This window comes from Pseudomonas sp. UBA5706, from assembly GCF_002419965.1.
Taxonomy (GTDB): Bacteria; Pseudomonadota; Gammaproteobacteria; order Pseudomonadales; family Pseudomonadaceae; genus Aquipseudomonas.
The window spans coordinates 130219-150705 of sequence record NZ_DIHC01000038.1; the positions used below are offsets into that span (position 1 = coordinate 130219).

At 62.6% G+C, this 20487-nt stretch carries 13 protein-coding genes and 1 pseudogene; 9 read left to right on the plus strand and 5 right to left on the minus strand.

The genetic code is table 11. The features are described from left to right. Positions 1–34 precede the first annotated feature (34 nt). Positions 35–2281, minus strand: coding sequence for a TonB-dependent receptor (locus B3I26_RS18505; RefSeq protein WP_296259714.1), 2247 nt, complete (start codon positions 2279–2281; stop codon positions 35–37). 377 nt (positions 2282–2658) lie between these two features. Here B3I26_RS18505 and B3I26_RS18510 point away from each other — a divergent pair, with 377 nt between their 5' ends. The 3 genes from B3I26_RS18510 to B3I26_RS18520 all read left to right on the plus strand — a co-directional run bounded on the left by B3I26_RS18510 (position 2659) and on the right by B3I26_RS18520 (position 6731). After that, on the plus strand, positions 2659–3678 hold the full coding sequence (locus B3I26_RS18510; protein WP_296259715.1) for an alpha/beta hydrolase: 1020 nt from the start codon (positions 2659–2661) through the stop codon (positions 3676–3678). Continuing rightward, a complete protein-coding gene (locus B3I26_RS18515) occupies positions 3678–5597 on the plus strand; it encodes a polysaccharide lyase family protein (RefSeq protein WP_296259716.1) in 1920 nt (639 codons plus the stop codon). The genes B3I26_RS18510 and B3I26_RS18515 overlap by 1 nt, the downstream gene beginning before the upstream one ends. A gap of 162 nt (positions 5598–5759) precedes the next feature. Beyond that, positions 5760–6731 carry a LysR family transcriptional regulator gene (locus tag B3I26_RS18520; RefSeq protein ID WP_296259718.1) on the plus strand — a complete coding sequence of 324 codons (972 nt, stop codon included), beginning with the start codon at positions 5760–5762 and terminating at the stop codon, positions 6729–6731. Here the strand turns inward: B3I26_RS18520 and B3I26_RS18525 are convergent. The 4 genes from B3I26_RS18525 to B3I26_RS18540 are packed head-to-tail and all read right to left on the minus strand — an operon-like array spanning position 6712 to position 13465. After that, a complete protein-coding gene (locus B3I26_RS18525; RefSeq protein ID WP_296259720.1) occupies positions 6712–7362 on the minus strand; it encodes a DUF6250 domain-containing protein in 651 nt (216 codons plus the stop codon). The two genes, B3I26_RS18520 and B3I26_RS18525, sit on opposite strands and share 20 nt — an antisense overlap. A gap of 38 nt (positions 7363–7400) precedes the next feature. Next, positions 7401–10139, minus strand: coding sequence for a Tat pathway signal sequence domain protein (locus tag B3I26_RS18530; protein WP_296259721.1), 2739 nt, complete (start codon positions 10137–10139; stop codon positions 7401–7403). Positions 10140–10150: 11 nt separating this feature from the next. Beyond that, positions 10151–12400 (minus strand): TonB-dependent receptor, encoded by a 2250-nt coding sequence (locus tag B3I26_RS18535; protein WP_296259723.1) that lies wholly within the window; start codon positions 12398–12400, stop codon positions 10151–10153. A 60-nt stretch (positions 12401–12460) separates the two neighbouring features. Beyond that, positions 12461–13465 (minus strand): ABC transporter substrate-binding protein, encoded by a 1005-nt coding sequence (locus B3I26_RS18540; protein WP_296259725.1) that lies wholly within the window; start codon positions 13463–13465, stop codon positions 12461–12463. A gap of 253 nt (positions 13466–13718) precedes the next feature. On the opposite strand from B3I26_RS18540, the gene B3I26_RS18545 reads away from it, so the two are divergent. From B3I26_RS18545 to B3I26_RS18570, 6 genes and pseudogenes are all read left to right on the plus strand, one after another. Then, positions 13719–14897 (plus strand): MFS transporter, encoded by a 1179-nt coding sequence (locus tag B3I26_RS18545; RefSeq protein WP_296259726.1) that lies wholly within the window; start codon positions 13719–13721, stop codon positions 14895–14897. A gap of 142 nt (positions 14898–15039) precedes the next feature. After that, complete coding sequence (locus B3I26_RS18550) at positions 15040–16662, plus strand: ABC transporter permease (protein ID WP_296259728.1); 1623 nt, start codon at positions 15040–15042, stop codon at positions 16660–16662. Further along, on the plus strand, positions 16659–17483 hold the full coding sequence (locus tag B3I26_RS18555; RefSeq protein WP_296259729.1) for an ABC transporter ATP-binding protein: 825 nt from the start codon (positions 16659–16661) through the stop codon (positions 17481–17483). Before B3I26_RS18550 ends, B3I26_RS18555 begins: the two co-directional genes overlap by 4 nt. 199 nt (positions 17484–17682) lie before the next feature. Then, positions 17683–18400 (plus strand): annotated as a pseudogene (locus tag B3I26_RS18560) (sulfatase-like hydrolase/transferase); the annotation flags it as partial. Between the two features lie 261 nt (positions 18401–18661). After that, on the plus strand, positions 18662–19531 hold the full coding sequence (locus B3I26_RS18565; protein ID WP_296259730.1) for an isocitrate lyase/PEP mutase family protein: 870 nt from the start codon (positions 18662–18664) through the stop codon (positions 19529–19531). Positions 19532–20060: 529 nt separating this feature from the next. Beyond that, positions 20061–20441 carry a RidA family protein gene (locus tag B3I26_RS18570; RefSeq protein WP_296259734.1) on the plus strand — a complete coding sequence of 127 codons (381 nt, stop codon included), beginning with the start codon at positions 20061–20063 and terminating at the stop codon, positions 20439–20441. Positions 20442–20487 lie beyond the last annotated feature (46 nt).

The window sequence follows — 20487 nt, forward strand, 5'->3', positions numbered from 1 at the left end:
CGACGCGTCGCCATATGGGGGCCGGAGGCGGCTTTTAGAAGTTGTATCCGACGGTCATTCCGAGGGTGCGCGGATCACCCATCACACCAAACGAGGAGGCATAACTGCCGGTGTTGAGCGTACGGAACCAGCGCTTGTTGGCCACGTTATTGACCCACAGCGAGGCATTCCACGTGCCGTCTGCGTACTTGCCGCTGAGGCCGGTTGAAAGGTTCAGCAGGCCATAGCCCGGAATGCGCGAGTACTGCGAATTGTCCACTGCTCCATAGGACCAGGTGCGGTAAGAGAAGCGTCCAGACACAAACGCTTGCAGGGCGTCGAACGTTTGCCACTCGTAACGACTGGTCAGGCTGTAGGTGATTTTGGGCGAGCGGAACACCCGTTCGCCGCTCAGGTCGCAACTGCTCGCCTTGCTTGCTCCCAGGGTCACTTCAGCCGCGCAGGGTGCGCCCTTGAAGTCCTGATATTTATTGTCCAGCAAGGTGCCGTTGAAGTTGACACTCAAGCCTTCAAGCGGCTTGAGCTCCAGGCTGGTTTCCAGCCCCCGCGAACGCATGGTCCCGGCGTTCATCAGGTAGCTGGTATCGGTTTCGAGATCGTAGGCGGAGGTCTGGTAGTTGCGCACCTGCGAGTAGAACGCAGCCAGATCGAAGTTGACGCGGTTCTGCAACCATTGGCTCTTGAAGCCGATTTCGCCGCCGCGGGTGTTTTCCGGTTCCACCAACAGGCTGTCGTAACCCGCCTTGCCTGCCGCACCCGAGGACACGTTCATGCCGCCGGATTTCTTGCCGTAGGCCAGGGTCACGTACCCCTGCAGGTGTGGGGTGAAGTAATAGGCAAAGTTGAGCATTGCAGCGGGTAGCTGTTCGTACTGATTAAGCTCCCCGGAGTCGAATGGATTTTTGTTCACGCGACGGAACGAGCCGGTTTTTTTCTCGTAACTGTCACGCACCCCCGCGGTGATATCGAAGCGCTCGTTAACGTGCCATGTACCTTGGCCATACAGCGAGAATACGCTGTCGTTGACCTCCCCCCAGCGCCTGACCGACAGCCCGGTATTGGCAGCGGTGCCGTACCACTGGGTGGTTCGCGTGCCCGGCGCGTAGTAATCGTGCGCCAGGGTGTCGAGGTTTTCGCCCCAATACGTCGCGCCCAGCGCGTAATCAAAGTGCTCGCCCCTTGGCGAGTCCAGGCGCAGATCCTGAGACCAGACGCGGTCCCAGACGTCCGCACCGCTGCCAGCGTAAAGCGGTATGTCCAAGGTGTCCGTGCTGTTGGGTTGGTAGCCGAAATAGCGGTAGGCCGAGACGGACCGCAGGTTGTAGCCATCACCCAGTTGCCAGTTGGCTTCAGCCGACACCCCCCCTTGACGCACATAGGCTTGGTTCTCGTCATCGGTGTTGACCTTGCGTCCACCCTCCACCACATGGGCGCCCACCAGATTGGCCCGGTCAAGATAGGGCTGAGTGCCGTTAACGGTGTACAGCTTGTCGAGCGTCTGCACCGGGTAGCTGGTGGATGTATTGAGGTCGGCGATGATGCGCAGATTGAAGTCGTCGCTGGGCTGCCACAGCAATTGCCCGCGAACGCCACTTTGATTGCTGCCGCCCAATGCATGCCCGGTGTATTCGTTCTTGATGAAGCCGCCCTTCTCCGTGTGCGACAGGTTGATGCGCCCTGCCAGCGTTTCGGTCAGCGGGCCGGAAAACATCAATTGCGTCTGCGCGTAACCGCGTTGCCCAATCGATTGGCTCACTGAGCCTTCGGGAGTGAATGTCGGTTTACGGCTATGGATGTCGATGGCACCTGCCGTGGTATTGAAACCATGCAGCGTACCCTGAGGGCCGCTGAAGACCTCGGCGCTCTCGATATCGAGCAGGTCGTTGGAGAGCATGCCCGGCCGGCTCAGGTAAACATTGTCCAGAAACAACCCCACACTGCTGGGCATGCCGATGTTGATTTCGCTGCCCCCGCCGTCACCCAGGCCACGGACCGTGAGGCGGGTATCGAACGGGTCCGAGGCCGTCACTTCCAGCCCCGATGCGATCTGTTGCAAATCCTCAAGGCGATACACGCCTTGCTGCTCCAGCGTATTGCCGCTCAGCCTTTGGGTGGACGCGGGCGGCTGCTGCACATCGGTCTGGCGCACCCCTTGCACCTGCACTGTTTCCAGCTGTTGCTCTGCCGCTGCACTGGCTGGCGCAGACGACAGGACCATGGTGTGACCTAGGGCAATGCCGGCGACCCAGAGAGACTTTTTCTGCTGACGGTGAAGGTTCATTCGAATATCCAGCATGCGAGCCGATGCTTGTCATCGACGTAGGTATCGATGGCAAATGCCTTGGTAGGTGAATAAAGGATCAGGTGGCCACTGTTGGCACGGCGACGTTAAATCACGCGCAATGCGGCGCCCCCAAAGATCAAAACCTTATGTTTTTATGCGAAAAAGAGATAAACGTGATGCTGTAAGGCCTGTACCGGTTATGTAAAAAACGCAAAAAACATTTGGTTGAAACGCATTGGCGATCTGCAGGATGCGGGGGGCTTAATAGGGGGTGTGCCTGTTTATCGGGCATCGAACGCCGGCGTCAGCATCGATCGTGGCTGCGGGCAGTACGGCGCCCACGCGCGCTCCGACCTGCTACATCAAGGACCCAGATGAAAGCGCTCCCCAGACCTTGGCCCGTCCGCTTGCTGTCCATGGTCGCCGTATTGCTCACACTGTGGACCGGCGGCGTGCTGGCTGCGCAGCCCTCCGCGCGGCCGACTTCATCGACCTTTACCCAAGGCATCCCGATTACCGCCAGTGGCTATCGCGCTCCACAGGCGGATGCATCACAGCGCAGCTTCGCCAACGGGGTGACTCGAATAGCCGATCTGCACTATGCAGGCGCCGGCAAGGATCACTCGCTCCAGACCCTGGACCTGTATCTGCCCAGCACGCCTGCTGTTCCCCGGCCATTGGTCGTGTACATCCACGGCGGTGGATGGTCCGGCGGCAACGCACGAACCACCGGCGCCTTCGAAGACTTCCCCGCAGTGCTCGCTCGGTTCGCGGCTCAAGGTTACGCCGTGGCGTCGGTGAACTATCGCTTGAGCGGTACGGCAATTTTTCCCGCGGCGCGGAACGACGTTCAGGCAGCCATTGACTGGCTGCAAGACCACGCGTCCCAGTACGCGCTCGATCCAAAACGCCTGGCGGTGTGGGGCAATTCATCTGGTGGTCATCTGGCAGCACTGACGGCGCTCGGCTGCGATGTGCAGGCGGGGAGCCGTCCCTGCCCCAAGGTGCTGATCAGTTGGTTCGGCATCTACGACATGCTGCGCATTCTCGCGGACGATGACTATCCGCGCATCCGCAATGCGGCGCGTCGATTCATGGGCTGCGCGAACAACCCCTGCGGCGCTGCCACTGTCCATGCCGCCAGTGCGATCCCCCGGCTCGGTCAGGTGAAACCGGCGGTTTTGCTGATACACGGAACGGCGGACCCTGTGGTCCCCTATGCACAATCAGTGGCGCTTGCCAGTGCGTTGAAGCGTCAAGGCGAGCCGGTCCAGCTATTGCTGGTGGCGGGTGTTGGGCACAGCCTGGTTGACCCGCAGAGCCAGGCCGTCACCCAGGCGGCGAACGAAAAGGCGCTGCAGGCCACGCTGAATTTTTTCAAGAGGTATCTTTAATGACTCCGCGCAGCGTTGTTTACGCGATGGCCCAGAGCGTCTGCCTGGTTTTTTCCATGGCGCCCGGCGCCTGGGCGCAACCGGTGCAGGTGCATCAGGAGTCCGGGCGCCTCATCCTGGACAACGGTCAGTTACAGATCGGCGTTGCCCGCGACGATGGTTTCCTGGATTTCATCCGCCAATGGGACGGCCATGGGTGGCACGACCTGGGCGTCAACGAGCAGCACGCCGCCTACGAAGCCCATGGCGACGACTTCGCCAACGACTCTCGCAAGGCGATGTACTGGGATGCCAACGCCGATGTGCGCCCTGCGCCAGCGGGTGTGAAGCCGGCGACCAAGGGCTACTACCGCCCGGCGGCAGGAGAACCACAGGTATACATGAGCCACGCCAGCGACGAACGTGCCGAGGTGGTGGTGGCCCTCGCGCCCACGGCGCTCTTCCCGTTTCGCAGCCAGCTGCATTACGTGCTGTTCGCGGATCGCCCGGAATTTTATGCCTATGCGGTGCTGGAGCACGGCCCCGAACAGCCGGCGGCAACGCTGTACCAGAACCGATTTGTGATCAAGACCGTCATGGATGGCACCTTCAGCCATTGGGCCGTAGGTGGCGGCCAGTTGCTGCCGATTCCCCAGGCCGCAGTGGCCGCGCAGGTCAGTGATGCGACCTTCCGCCTGGCCGATGGCAGCATCAAGACCAAATACATGAACTCGGTGTTCTGGGCGCAGAACCCGGTGTACGGCTACGTCGGCGCCCAGCGCGGTTTGTGGATGATCGAGGCCAGCCCCGAGTACCACAACGGCGGCCCCAGCAAGCAGGGGCAGACCCTGCATGACAACGTGCTACTGAGGGTGATGCAGTCGGTGCACTTCGGCGCGTCGCCGGTGGTGTTGGCGCAGGGCGAGCCATGGCGCAAGGTCTATGGCCCGTTTCTTATATACGCCAACCACGGCAACGGGCCGCAGGCGCTGGAAGCAGACGCGCAACGGCAATGGCAGCAGGAAAAAGCCCGGTGGCCTTACGCCTGGGTCGACGACAGCGCTTATAGCCAGCATCGCGGCGCTGTCAGTGGGTCGGTAAGGCTGGGCAGCGCGCCGGCCACCGATGCCTGGGTCATTCTCACCGACCCCGGCGTCGCCTGGACGGCACAGAGCAAAGGCTATGCGTTCTGGACGCGCCTCGACGCGCAAGGCGAATTTCATCTGCAAGGCGTCGTCCCCGGTACCTATGACCTGTATGTCAGCGGGGCCGATCAGCCACGGGACCTGCTCAAGCGTGCAATACGGGTCAAGGCCGACAGCAACGTGCAACTGCAACCACTGGCCTGGGCCACAGACCCGTCCTGGCAAACCCTGTGGCAAATCGGCCACTTCGACCGCAGCGCGGCGGAATTTCGCAACGGCGATGCACCGCGCCAGTTCGAGCTATACCGAGCCTACGCCGAGCAGTTCCCCCATGACGTGGACTACCGCATCGGTAGCAGTCAGCCGGCCCATGATTGGAACTACGCGCAGTGGACGGTCTACAACCAGCATCCCGACTGGCGCGTGCACTTCGCCCTGTCCCGTGCCTTCAACGGCAAGGCGCAGTTGACTCTGGGCTTCGCCTCTTCGCAACCGGCTCAAGGCCAGCGTCTGACCGACCTGCGAGTCAGCCTCAACGGGCAGGAGCTGGCGCAAATCGCTTTGCCCAAAAGTGGCACCGCCGGTTACCGCGGCAGCGCCCAGGACTCGCCCTACGCGGTACACACCTTGAACTTCGACGCCGCTTTGCTTAAGGCCGGGGACAACCTGCTGACATTGCGCCACGCCAATGGCGAGCCGTTCAAGGCTTTCGTCGCGCGCGGTGGCGGCGCGGTGCCAGGCCAAGTGATGTATGACGCCTTGCGCTTGCAGGTACGCGCGCCAGCGAAGGAATAACGCAAAACCCGCTGGCCGGAAAACTGCGCGGGCCGCCGCCCGGCATAAGGTAATGCTTATTCAATATAGGGCGGGGACGTGCGCGATCAGTAGAATGGCGGGCCGTAACGCAGGTCTCGCGACCGGCACGCTCGTTCCACGCCCTACAAGGCCGTACCCTGAATGCATCTGGATCTGCGCCAACTGCGCCACTTCATCGCCTTGGTCGAACATCGCAATTTTGGTCTGGCCGCGCAATCAGTGAACATTTCCCAGTCGGCGTTCAGCCGTAGTATCCAGGCTTTGGAACAAAGCTTCGGTGCACGCCTGATCGACCGGACTCGACAGCTGGAGCCAACCAAGAAAGGTTTGATCGTGCTGGAACACGCCCGGCGCATGATCGGCAACGCCCATGACCTGATCAACTCGGTGCGCCAGTTTAACGAACGTGATGCCGGTGAATTGTCGTTCGCTTGCGGGCCGGCACCGGCGGCGTGGCTGATGCCCCAGGCCCTGGGCCTGTTCACCCGGCGCCTGCCCAAGGTGCGCCTGCGCTTTCACGTCGATAACTGGCAGGCTCTGGCCCAGCGTTTGCTCGCAGAGGAGTGCGAGTTCTTCGTCGCCGACGCGCGCAACTTCGAACACGACCCAGACTACCGCGTACAGCTGCTGACCCAACATCGCTGGGGCTTCTGCTGCCGCCGCGGGCACCCGTTGGCGGCGCTGGAGGAAGTCACTGTAGAGCAACTGTTCAGTTATCCCCTGGCCGGTACGGTACGTCCGCCAAACCTGCGCAAGGCGCTGGTGCAACTCAGCGGGCGGCCGGATTTCCAGACCAGTATCGAGTGCGACAACGGCTACAGCCTGGTCAGCGTGATCGAGCACTCCGACGCCATCGGCACCACCAATGTGAGCCAGAACAACCCCTACCTGCGTCAAGGGCTGAAGCTGCTGAACGTGCGCGGCCTGGACCCACAGGCGGCAGAATTCTTTACCCACTATGGGGTGGTCAGCCGCGCCGGCTACAAGTTGTCGTTTCTGGCGCAGACGCTGATCGACGCGTTTTTCGAGGCCGATGCAGCCATGCAGGCGCTGGAGGCCAACGCAGCGCAAGGCGAGTTGGCCGAACTGCCGCTTACAGGGCTCGCACACTGAAGCGGCTGATCGCCTGGCGTGACCATACCGAACGAAAGCCGAAATAGCCCGCTGCCGGCAGTTGCATCAGCGTCTGGCTGAACAGCAGCCGCTCGTCCACCCAATATCGGGTCGCTTCGGCGCCCACGTCGATACGAATCCGATAGATGCGTCCCGCTTCCAGCATATCGGTGGCGTGCAGGCGTTCGCCCAGCAGCGGCCGCTCCGCGCTACCGTCGTAATGGCGGAAGCGCGTGGTGGTGTTGCCATTGCCACCCATGCCCACGTAATAAGTGTCCAGCGAATCATAGGACTCAAGCACGCCGTCACGGGGATTCACTGTCGCGCTACCAGGCTCGTGGGCGGCCCAGAACACGTTCATGTCGGAGAGGCGATCGTTGGCTTCCCCCGCCACCAGCACCTGGCGCAGGAACTCGATGCGGTACGCGCCCTGCAAGGCTTGTTGCAGCCACACCGTCATGCCGGCGCGGGTGTCCATGATCAGCCGGCCTTGCTCGGTGAACACGCGGGAGTGTTGCGGCTGCTCGGTTTCGACGCGCCACAGGCGGCTGTCAAGCTGTCGAAAATCCTCCTTGAGGATGACTGTGCCCGGTTGCCTGAGGCTCGCCGTGGAAGTGCTCGGGTGCGGCATGCAAGGAATCTCTGAACGATGATAGTTAGGCCAGGCGCTCACTGCGGCGCGCCGTCCATGGCCAGCAGCGCCATGGCGCTCAGGGCCCATTGCGCGACGGCATTGGTGGACAGATTGGCAGCCAGCGAGGTATCGGAGTGCTCGTCGATCAGCGACACCGGGTCGGGCTCGTTAAGCTTGTACAGAGAGTCCGGTGGCTCGATACGGTGCAGTGTGCGGTTGGGCCGCGGAATACCGCCGTTGCCAGCGAAGAACTCCTTCCAGGCGCGGACCTTGAGGCCAGGGTCCTGCAAGCGGTAGCCCGCGAACGCGGTCAGGCGTGCATGCCCCTGAGCCAGGTTGAGGTTGGGCAGCGGCGCACCGAGCGCGGTTTGATGTTCCTTGATCGATGCGTTGTACAGGCGGCAGTAATCCAGCCAGGCCTTCTCGAAGGCGGCCGATGGCAGCAGTTGCACCAACTCGCTGCAGATTTCCGCCAGGCCGAACACGGCAGACAGGTGCGATACCGAGAGCGCGCCGCTGGTGTCGGTATCGAAGCGTCCACTGTCGAGATTCATATTGCCCACCCCTGTAAAAAATCCATGGGGCTGGGCAGCAATGCTTTCCATACTGTTGAGCAAGCGCCGGGCCACGGCCGGGTCGCCGCTACGCTCCCAGTCGGTCAACCAGGCCGCAGCGATGGCGCCCCAATCAGTGCCGAACGAGACGCTGGCATAGCCCTCGCGACTGTCGCGTTGTTGGCCAATCTTGCGCCCTGGCACTACCTCGCGCAGGGTGCGCACGGCCTCGACCTGCTCCTGCAGCAAGTCGCCGATGCGCTCGTCCGCGGTGAGGTAATAGAGGAAGCGCCGGTTGGCCGCAGTGGAAATGCGCAGTTGCTTGGCGCTGTCGCCCCAATGCTGCACGTTATGGCGCGAACCCAGCGGCGCAAAGCGGCCAATGTGGTGCACGTCCACTTCGCCGGTGTGGCGGGTCATGGCCTCGGCCATGCGGAACACATCGTGGCGTGCGGTGCCCAGAAAGTAGTACCACAGCCACAGGTCAGTGCTCAGTTCGGAGTTGTCCCAGGCATAGCCGCCCACGTCGTAGCGCCACACGTGGCGTTGCTCGTCGTAGGTGTGCATGACGTCGCCGAAGTCCCAGAAGCCATACCATTTTCGCTGTTCGATTTCATCGCGGTAGAACTCGAAGTACCACTGCAACTGCGCTTCGACTTCCTGCTGGCGCCCTGTGCTTCTGGAGAAAGGCGCCCAGCCCGGGCCAAACACTGCGGCGGCATGCAGGCGCTCGGGCGGCGCCAGCAGCAGCGGTGGTTCCTCGATCCGCCGGGCAATCAGTTGAAGCTCCCGGGCACTGGGTGTCGCCGCCACGAACTGCAGTTCCAGTTCGCTGGTACGAGCCACCCCCAGCGGCGTGCCAAAGCCGGGCTCATAATCCTCGTAGGTGATCTCCAGCGCTTCGCGTTGCCGGGCGAAGGTGTCTTCGCCCAGGCCGTCATGGTAATGACGCAAGTCCATGGGCCCGGCCTGTGGCGCCCACAGCCATAAGGTCACCTGCGCCTGCTCGGTATGGGCGTGTTCGATATCCAGCTGGCCCGGATAGCTTTGCCAGAAATGCCGCACGCCGAATACCACGCCGCCCGAGGGTGAGCCAAGATAACCCACACCCGCGGCGCGCTGACCTGTCGCACTGTGCAGCCAGCCCTGACCGGCGCCCGTACGCTTGCTGATCTGGTAGCCATCGGGATGCGCTTGCAGCAGCCGGTAGCTGCCGAACGCCGGGATGTACTGCAGACGGTTCGCGACCTGCGGGGCGAACTGTTCAACGGGACCCGCGCTGCGGCCTTCGACCTGGGCGCGCATGATCGCATCGCCCGGGTTGCGGCGCAGACCTGTAAGGCCGCGCACCGCTTCAGCGAACACGCCGCCCTCGGCGCTGACGAAACGGATATGGCGGTCGTACAACGGCGCGTCCAGGGGCGTGGAAAAACGCAGGCCGACGCCGCTGATGAAGTCATGGTTCTCGTCGATATCCACCACCAGGGTATGGACGATCCGCAGCTGCTCGCCTCCCGCGTAGGCGTAGATACGCACCACGAACGGCAACAGAGTGGTACTGCCATCGAGCAGCCGATGGTGTCCGTGCAAGGCCACCACCGCCCGCACCGGGCCGCGCTGCTCGATCACCGCCTGGGTGATGTCGCTGCGGTACTGACGCACCGTGGTGGCGAGCTGGTCGGGATCGTCGCGCACCTGTAGCAAAAGGTGACCGTCGAGCAAGGCCGTACGGCCCTGGCGTTCTACACGGGTGATCAGGTTGGCGCCGCTGCGAGCGATGTCGCAGCGCAGCAGGCCGGTATCGAGGCGAATCAAGCCATCGTTTTCGTTTACCAACCCGGTGTGTTCGGGGCTTGCCGACGGCTGTGGCTGCAAACGGTAGTGCGCGCTAGGGTGAGCTTGTGGGCCGATGGCGTGGGCGGTCCATTTCAGGCTGCCGTCGGGCCAGTAGGCTAACGGCCAGGACTGCAGCGCGGGCGCTGAGCCATCGGCGGCCACCAAGCGAAAACCGCTGCCCGCTGTCACTTGACCACGAGGCCAGGGAGTGCCCCAGGTCACGCCCGTCACCGACGACGGCACCTGTTGGCCGAGCCAGCCGAGGGTGGTTGCCGTGGCAGGCACATCCTTTGTCGTCGTAGCCTGGGCCAGGAACGGCGCGGCGCCAGCCACTGCTGCGGTGGCCTGGATGAAACCGCGGCGTCCCAACAGGAACTTACTCATGGTTGCTGCTCCTAGAAGTCATAGCCAAGGGTTACGCCCAGGGTGCGTGGCTCGCCCAGGACGCCGAACGCCGAGCCGTAGTCGCCGGTGTTCAGGGTCCGGTAGTAGCGCTTGTCGGTCAGGTTGTTGGCCCATAGCGAGGCGTTCCAGTTGCCGTCGCCATACTTGCCACTCAGGCCGGTGGAAGCACTGAGCAGGCCATAGCCGGGCACGCGGGTAAACTGCGAGTCATCGACCGTGCCGTAGGACCAGGTGCGGTACGAGTAGCGCCCGGACACGAACGCCTGCAACGCATCAAAGGTCTGCCATTCATAGCGGCTGGTGAGGTTATAGGTGAGCTTCGGCGAACGGAACACCCGTTGGCCGCTCATATCGCAGGAGGTTGGCGCGTTGGCTGCCAGGCTGATTTCCGCCGGGCACTTGCCGTCCTTGAAGTCCAGGTACTTGTTGTCCAGCAGGGTGCCGTTGAGGTTGATGGTCAGGCCCGCAAGCGGTTTGAGCTGAAGGTTGGTCTCCACGCCCCGGGACCGCATGGTGCCTGCGTTGATCAGGTAGCTGCTCTGGCTTTCCAGGTCGTACGCCGTGGTCTGGAACTTGCGCACTTGCGAGTAGAACAGCGCCACGTCCCAGTTGACGCGGTTATCCAGCCATTGGCTCTTGAGCCCCAGTTCGCCGCCTCGGGTGCTTTCCGGGTCGACCAGCAGGCTGTCGTAGCCGGCCTTGGTGGCGGCCCCGGACGACACGTTCAGGCCGCCGGACTTCTTGCCGTAGGCCAGGGTCAGGTAACCCTGCAGGTTGGGCTGAAAGTAGTAGCTGAGGTTGGCCATCGCCGCAGGCAGTTGCTCGTACTGATTGAGCTCGCCGGAGTCAAAGTCGTTTTTATTGACCCGGCGGAACGAGCCGGATTTCTTCTCGTAGCTGTCGCGTACGCCGGCAGTCAGGTCGAGCTTGTCACTCAGGTGCCAGGTGCCCTGGGCATAGAGTGAGAACACGCTGTCGTTGACCTGCCCCCAGCGCTTGACCTCCTTGCCGGTGTTGACGCTGCTGGCGTAGTACTGGGTGGTCTGTTTGCCAGCGGCATAGAAGTCGTGGGCGAAGGTGTCGAGGTTTTCGCCCCAGTAGGTAATGCCCAGGGCGTAGTCGAAAAAGTCGCCTTTGGCTGAGTCCAGGCGCAGGTCCTGAGACCAGATGCGGTCGCGCACATCGGCGCCGCTGCCTGAGAAAATCGGCACGTCCAGTGCGTCGGTGGCGTTGGGCTGGTAACCGAAGTAGCGGAACGATGACACCGAGCGCAGGTTGTAGCCATTGTCCAGATGCCAATTGGCCTCAGCCGACAGCCCACCCTGGCGCACATAGGCTTTGTTTTCGTCGTCGGTATTGACCTTGTAGCCACCGCCCACCACATGGGCGCCCACCAGGTTGGCGCGGTTAAGGTATGCATTGCCGCCGTTGATGGCGTAGGCCTGGTCCAGTACTGCAACCGGATAACTGGTGGACGCGTTGTAGTCGGCAATCAAGCGCAGGCTGAAATCGTCGGTGGGAGTCCACAGGAGCTGCCCGCGTACGCCATCCTGATTGCTACCGCCCAGCTCGTGGCCGGTGTAGAGATTCTTGATGTAGCCGCGGTTCTCGGTGTGCGAAAGGTTGATGCGTCCGGCCAGGGTGTCAGTCAGCGGCCCTGAGAACATCGCCTGAGTCTGGGTGTAACCGCGCTGGCCGATGGATTGGCGAATCGAGCCTTCAGGGGCGAAGGTAGGCTTGCGGCTATGAATGTCGATGGCGCCGCCGGTGGTATTGAAACCGTGCAGCGTGCCTTGTGGCCCGCTGAAGACGTCGGCGCTTTCGATATCCAACAGGTCGTTGGAGAGCATGCCCGGGCGACTGAGGTAGACGTTGTCGAGAAACAGGCCGACGCTGCTGGGCATGCCGATGTTGATCTCGGTACCACCGCCGTCGCCGACGCCACGAATCGTCAGGCGGGTGTCGAACGGGTCGTTATTGGCCACGTCCAGCCCGGAAGCGACTTGCTGCAAGTCTTCGAGGCGGTAGATCCGCTGTTGCTCCAGCGTCTTGCCACTCAGGGCCTGGGTCGAGGCCAGCGGCTGCTGGGCATCGGTCTGGCGGGTGCCCTGTACCTGCACGGTGGCCAGTGCGGTGGTGGTGTCACCAGCCTGCACCAGTGCGGGGGACAGCACCAGGGCGTGGCCTAGGGCGACGCCGGTCATCAGGGGCAAATAAGGGGGGCGACCAGGTCGTTTCATGCGTGTTTCCAGAATGCGTACAGCGAGGTCCGACCACAGCGATCGGCCCGCCGAAGGATTTCAGGGGGCGGTCTGTTGCAAAAACTGAGGGGCGAGCCATTGCCCGACGTCGATGTCATGGCGGATCAGGCGCGCATCGCGTGCGGCATTGACGTCAGCCTGCAGGCGGGCCACGAAGGCAGCATCCAGTTCGGGCGACACCACATCGGCCAACGGCGCCGAGGCATCCAGGTCGGCGCGCAACAGTGCCGGCGAATACCCGGACTGTTCGGCCAGTAGCTGGATATAGGCGTCGTGGTTCTGAACAGCCCAGCTCGCGGCCTGGCGCTGTGCTTCAACCAGGGCATGCACCCATTGCGGATGCTCGTTGACCAGCTTCCCGGTCACCAACACCAACCCGGACAGCTCACCAGCACCCCCCAGGCTATGGGTAGAAAACGGCACATCGGCCTGGCCGCGCTCGCGCAGGGCCAGGATGTTCATGCCACCCCAGGTGGCATCGATCTGCCGGGCGCCAAGGGCGGCGCTGGCGGCGGCGAAGTCGAGATTGATGACGTTGAGGTCTTTCTCTGTCATGCCCGCGCTGTGCAGCGCCGCGGCGAATGACAGCTGCGCCGCGGTACCACGAAACAGTCCGACGCGCTTGCCGCGCAGGTCGGCCACCGAATGGATCGGCGACCCGGGCGCCACGGCCAGGTAATGGTTGCCGCCGCGAGCAGCGGCGGCGATCACGCGGGTATCGAGCCCGGCAGATGTACCGACGATGCTGCCCAGATCGCCGAGGTAAGCCATGTCCAGTTGGCCGTTCGCGAAGGCTTCGTTGATCAGCGGTGCAGCGCCTTTGAAGAAGTGCCATTTGACCGTCACGCCTTGGGCGGCCAAGGCTTTTTCCAGGCGTTGCTGACTGTGGATCACGTCTACCAGGCCGCCGCCAGCCGGTTGGTTGCCAGCGCCTATGTCGGAGACGGCGATGTTCAGCTCGGCTGCACTGGCATGGGTAGCCGAGAGCACTGCGAGGCCAACGCTGGTCAGCAGCTTGAGCACAGATCGAGAAAGCGAGTGCATGAGGATAATACAACTCCGGAACCGGACACCTCTCGCCACGAGAGATATCGACGGCGCCGTTTAAACCATAATGCCCAGCCTGGGCATAAATACCCGAAAGCGTTATGGATATGCCTCGTTGATCTAAGTAATGCGGTTAAAGGGCTGCGATGGTTATGTGCAAAACGCAAAAAAATTGTGAGTGCTATGCATTGGTCACAAGTCCCGGTTCAAGGTTTACTGCTGCCCCGAACTGCCCGCGTGATTCTTTTCCATGCCTGCCCATTCCCCGGTCCTGGCCACCTACCCGCTGGCACCAACGCTGCTGCTGATCGCCCTCGCTCATAGCGTCAACGATCTGTTGCAAGCGGTTTTGCCTTCGCTCTATCCAGTGTTGCAGCAGCAGTACCAGCTAAGCTACAGCCAACTGGGCGTCATGACCCTGGTGTTTCATCTGGTGGCTTGCCTGTGCCAGCCGGTGGTGGGCTGGTTCACTGACCGCCGCCCCTGCCCGCGGCTGCTGCCATGGGCCATGCTTGGCCTGCTGGCCGGGATGCTCTGCCTGGGCCGGGCCTCGGGGTTTGGCGACCTGCTAGGGGTGGCGGCGCTGGTGGGCCTGGGTTCATCGGTCTTTCACCCCGAGGCCTCGCGGGCTGCCCGTGCGGCGCTGCCTGGCCGGGCAGGACAAGCACAGTCGGTGTTCCAATTGGGCGGCAATGTCGGTTCTGCGGCGGCGCCTTTACTGCTGGCAGCGTTGTTGCGTGTGCCCATGACCGAAATGAGTCTTTACCTGGCCACCTTGGCCCTGGCAGGTTTCGGCCTGCTGTGCGGCGCCGTGCGAGCCGCCGCCAAGACCACGGCGCAGCCCGCCACGCGTACGGTGAACAACTTGGGCAGGTTGCCGCGCGGGCGCAAGGTCAAGGCGCTGCTGTTGCTGACACTTTTGATCTTCTCCAAGTACGTGTACCTGGCTTGTGTCGCCAACTTCTACACCTTCTTCTTGATCGAGCGCTTTGCCGTCTCCATTGAACGGGCGCAGCTCTATCTGTTCGTCTTTCTGCTGGCAATCGCCCTCGGCACGCTGGTCGGCGGACCATTGATAGATCGCATCGGCCGCAAGCGGGTGATTGTGTTATCGATCCTCGGCGCCTGCCCCTTCGCGCTGCTGCTGCCCGGGGCGACATTGTGGCTGGCGGTCACGCTGTCGGTGCTGGTGGGACTTTTTCTGGCGTCGGCGTTCGCCGCCATTCTGTTGATGGCACAAGACCTGCTGCCAGGGCGCGAAGGGTTGGTGGCCGGAGCGTTTTTCGGCTTTACCTTCGGCATCAGTGGCATCGCCGCCGCTGGACTCGGAGCCATGGCCGATCACTGGGGCGTGGCGGCGACCTTCACAGCGGCGAGCACCCTGCCCTTGCTAGGTGCCTTGGCCTTCGGGTTGCCAAAGGATAAGTAAATAACCATAAGTTATTTATTGGCCACTTTTAATTCCCTTTAGCCTAGCGACGCGGCACTCGGCGCCCAATTCATGCGCCCTGCGCATGCAGATTATGTCCGCAATGCACTGGCCACATAGCTGGCGCCCGGTCTTTAATCCGATGCGTATCCACCCTCTGATTGGCGAAGCCTCCACCGTGTCAGCCCTGCAACCGCTCCACCTTGCACCCCTGCCCTCACGTCTGCGTTGGCCTACCTTCAGCCGCCACCTGCTGCCTTGGGTAGTGCCTGTCGGTGTGTTGGCGCTGTGGTGGCTGGCCAGCCATCGGCACTGGATGAGCCCGCAAATCCTGCCCTCCCCTGACGTGGTCTGGAACAGCCTGCTGGAACTGGCCGGCGGCGAGTTGTGGGACAACCTCTGGATCAGTCTGGCCCGGCTGGTACGTGGCGTGGCCGCTGGCACATTTATTGGCGCCCTGCTGGGCGCGTGGCTGGGCTCCAGCCGCCGCGCCGAGCGCATGGTGCTGCCGACGTTCACCGCGCTGGCGCAGATTCCTACGCTGGCCTGGACTCCCTTCTTCATGGTCTGTTTCGGCATCGGCGAGACGCTGAAAATGGCCGTATTGATTAAGGCCGTGATGGTGCCGGTGATGCTCCACACGCTGGTCGGCGTACGCGATGCTCAGCCGCGGCTGCACGAGGCGGCCAGCGTGCTGCGCCTGTCTCGGGCACAACGATTGCGTCGGCTGATCCTGCCAGCGGCGCTGCCTTCGTTCATGGCCGGTGTACGCTTGGCGTTGTCGACCGGCTGGGCCTCGCTGCTGGCGGTGGAATTGCTGGCGTCCAGTGAAGGCCTGGGCTACCTGATGGTCTGGGCACGGCAGCTGTTCATGCTCGATATCGTGTTCGTGTGCATCCTGCTGATCGGAGTGCTGGGCGTGGTTCTGGACCGGGGCACTGGCTGGGTTGACCGGCGCCTGGTGTTCTGGCCCCACGCAGGCGTCGCCCAGTTGCAACGCCAACGCGTGGGCACATGGCAGGAGCGAGCGCTGGCTTGGGCGCTGCCGCTGGCGGGTCTGGCGCTCTGGCAGTTGGCGAGCAGCCACGAATGGGTTGATCCGAACCTGTTGGTGTCACCCTGGCAGGTGCTGCAAGTCACGTTGGCCGGGCTGGCCGATAGCAGCCTGTTAATGGCCATGGCCATGAGTTTGCAACGCACGCTGGCCGGGCTGGTGATCGGCGGCCTGCTGGGCCTGTTGACCGGCCTGCTACTGGGCCTGTGCCCGCGCGCCGAGCGCCTGCTGGGTCCCAGCTTCAGCGCGTTGCGGCAGATCGCGATCTTCGCCTGGGTGCCCTTGATCACCGCCTGGTTTGGCTTGGGCGAAGGTGCCAAGTGGGCGTTCGTCTCCATGGCAGCATTTTTCCCCCTGTTGATCGCCACCCAGCGCAGCGTGGCCCAAGCCCCGGCGCAACTCACCGAGGCTGCCCAGGTGCTCAAGCTCGACCTGTGGCAACGATTGCGCTGGCTGACCTTGCCTGCGGCGGCGCCCGGTATTTTCGCCGGGCTGCGCCTGGCCTTGATCTTCGCATGGCTGGGCACCATCGGCGCTGAATATTTCATGCCCTCAAACGGCGGCATCGGCAGCCTGATGATTGGCGCCCAGCAACTGATGCGCATGGACCAGATTCTCTCGGCCATGCTGTTGATCGGCCTGACTGGCAACGCCCTGAATGCCCTCGGACAAACCCTCGAACACCGCGCCACGCGCTGGAGACATGCATGACGCTCACCCCTTCCCCACTGCTGCGCTTCAGTCACGTCAACAAGCATTTTCGCGTGAACGGTCAGCCGCTGGAGGCCATCCGCGATTTCAGCCTGCACGTGGCCTGCGGCGAGTTCGTCGCCATCGTCGGCTCCAGCGGCTGTGGCAAATCGACCTTGCTACGGCTGCTGATCGGCCTTGACCGCGAGTTCGATGGCCGTATCGAACTGGAGGGCAGGCCCGCCGACCGCAGCACACGCGACTGCGCCATCGTGTTCCAGGAGCACCGCCTGTTTCCCTGGTTGACCGTAACCCAGAACATCGCTCTGGGCCTGGCCGCCCAGCCGCTGGAGGCCGCCGAGCGCGACCGGCGCATTGTCGAGTTCATCGAACGGGTAGGCCTGAGCGCCTTCAGCCAGGCATACCCTCACCAATTGTCGGGCGGTATGGCGCAGCGGGTGGCGATCGCCCGTGGCCTGGTGGCCCGCCCTCGGGTGTTGTTGTTGGACGAGCCCTTTGCCGCCCTGGATGCCCTGACCCGCCAGCAGCTGCAGGACGAACTGCTGAGCCTGCGCGGCAAGGCCAGTCTCACCGCGGTGCTGGTGACCCACGACGTGGAAGAAGCGATTTACCTGGCCGACCGCGTGGTGGTCATGGCGCCGCGACCGGGCAGGATCAAGCGCATCGTGACCATCGACCTGCCCCACCCGCGGCAGCGCGGCAGCTTCGAGTTCCATCAGCTGCGCGAACAGCTGTTGCATGAGCTGACCCGCGAGGGGCCCTATGAGCCGCCGGGGCGTGACCTGATTCGCGATCTCCCAGCGTTGTATATCGCCTGCTGAGTCACGAAAAACGCCGGAACCTGCGTTCCGGCGTCGTCCTGCGCAACCTCGTTACTTCGGCACTTTGAAGTCCACCAGCTTCGGCGTTCTCTCCGACGTTTCCTTGTGCGCGGTGCCCGCGGGTACCCAGTCATAGGGCACTGGCGTGGCGCGGTACAGCATGTTGGTCGGACCACGTCCTTCCTCGGGCTTTGAGAAGCTGCACACGCATGGCTACCGCGGGCGCAATCCCTGGCATGACTGGGCCAATGCCGCTGAAGGCGAGCACGGCAAGATTCTCAGCGGCTGCACATGCGTAACGCGCACCTGCCAGCGCGGGTACCCGAGCAGCACTCGGAAACGGTCTACACCACCGACCAGGCCTTGCAGTTCATTGCCGAGCAAGCCGAGCAACCCTGGTGCCTGCACCTCTCCTATATCAAGCCGCACTGGCCCTACATCGCTCCGGCGCCCTATCTCGCCCTGTATGACAAGGATCGGCAGTACGTCCGGCCCCGGGCCAGGAAAGTGATCACCCGGTGTACCAGGCTTTCCGGCAGCACGAAGAGAGTCTTAATTTCGCCAAGGAAAGCGTGCGCCTCAACGTGGTGCCCACTTACATGGGTTTGATCAAGCAGATCGACGATCAGCTCGGCCGCTTGTTCGACACCCTGCAGAGCAGCGGCCGCTGGGACGACACCCTGATCGTCTTTACCAGCGACCACGGTGACTATCTGGGCGACCATTGCCTGGGCGAAAAGGAAATTCTGCTGGAGCCTGCCGTGGGCGTGCCGCTGATCGTCCGCGATCCACGCGCTGCGGCAGACGCCACTCGTGGCCAGGTCGACCAGCGTCTGGTGGAAACCATCGACGCCTTGCCAACCTTCCTCCAAGCCCTGGGCCTGCCGGCTGCGGACCTCCGGCTTGAGGGCCGCTCGCGCACTCAACCGGCGGTGGTCGTTATCCGCAGGCAAGGCTCCGGTAGGCATGGACGATGCACCACGCAGTCGGCCGGCGCAGACTGCATGGCGGTGTTGCAGAGCATCTGGTGGCTTTTCCACCTGTCCGAAGATATGTATCTTGTGCATGGCCCATGCTCAAACGACATAACCTGCGATTTTTCGGCATGTTAGTCTCGCCGCTCATTTTGAATTGGCGCAGATCGTAAGCATCGATGATGGCCAGAACCAGGAAACGTCATGTCCCGAATTTCGCACTCCGCTCTGCGCCGCAATTTCCGTGAACTGCTGGCCTCCATGGCTTGCTTTGAAACCGCCTCGGTGTTCGATCCGATGTCTGCGCGGATTGCCGCCGACCTTGGTTTCGAAGTCGGCATCCTCGGCGGCTCGGTGGCGTCTCTTCAAGTGCTGGCGGCCCCGGACTTTGCGTTGATCACCCTAAGCGAGTTCGTCGAGCAGGCCACCCGTATCGGTCGCGTCGCTCAGCTGCCGTTCATTGCTGACGCCGACCATGGCTATGGCAACGCCCTCAACGTCATGCGCACTGTCGAAGAGCTGGAACGCGCAGGTGTTGCAGCGTTGACCATCGAAGACACCCTGCTGCCGGCGCAGTTCGGCCGTAAATCGACCGACCTGATCACCATCGAAGAAGGCATTGGCAAGGTCAAGGCCGCGCTGGAAGCTCGCGTCGATCCCGAGCTTGCGATCATCGCCCGGACCAATGCAGGCGTGCTGCCTGTTCAAGACATCATTGAGCGCACCCAGGCCTACGAAAAAGCCGGCGCGGACGGCATCTGCATGGTCGGCATCAAGGACTTCGAGCATCTGGAGCAGATTTCCGAGAAGCTCAGCGTGCCGTTGATGTTGGTAACCTACGGCAACCCCAAGCTTAATGACAGCCAGCGTCTGGCAGCACTGGGCGTGCGGGTAATCGTCGCGGGCCACGCCGCGTATTTTGCCTCGATCAAGGCCACCTATGACAGCCTGCGGGCTCAGCGCAAAGCCACCCACAGCACGGAAAACCTCAGTGCCACCGAACTGACCCATACCTACACCCTGCCGGAAAGCTACGTGGCATGGGCTAAAGAGTTCATGGACGTAAAAGAGTGATTAGCTCGCGCTAACAACCCCTACGCCCAGCGCACTTTTTGCAGGCAATAAAAAACCCGCCTAAGCGGGTTCTTTTCTATCAAGACCATTCCAACATCCTGTCGGTAGCGCTCCAGGCAAATGGCAGATCGTCCATGACCTCTGAAGCGCGTCCTGCGCTTCAGTCGATGGATCCAATTTACGGTTTTGCCGACCTGCTGTAAACGGCCACTTTACTGAACCGCTTGTAAGCCTTTCGCTATAGCTTCTGTGACGGCAATGCCTCTCAGGTCCGGCATTAGCCTTTGCCGCCGCAGGTGGGCGATCGCGCTTGCAGCCAACCGGCTCCTTCGGCAAAGGCTGAGAACAGATGGGCCAGCGAACAAACGCATTCGCTCAAACGTTTAGACCTGCAAACCAGGTGCGTGCCCTCCCGGCGCGGTCAAGACCGACAACGGCTTCAACCCTGCGCGATCTGCTTTATCATGGCGATCGCCACCGCAGCGCCTGAGCCATCGCGCGCATTCAATCCCTTATCATAGAGATTCTCATGTCCAGCCAAGACCTTACCTTCCTTCCCGATCCGGACGCGGAGTCCATTTCCTCCGACGTCGCCAGCTTTGGCGGCATCATGGTGTCCACCCAGGTGCCCACCCGTGCCGACGGCAGTCTTGAACTGGGCGGCATCACCGAGCAAAGCGAATGCACACTGCAAGCGCTCAAGATTGCGCTGGAGCGCGCGGGCAGTTCGATGGAGCGGGTCATGCACCTGACCATTTACCTGACTGACATGGCCGATCGCGCGGCTTTTAACGAGGTATACCAACGTTTCTTCGCCAAACCCTGGCCCGTACGTGCAGCGGTCGGCGTGGCTGCATTGGCCGTCGAAGGCATGCGCGTGGAAGTCACCGCGCTGGCGGCGAGGGGTTAACCCGGCGACCCACCAAATCCATGGCAGTCAGGCTTGCCGACGGCAG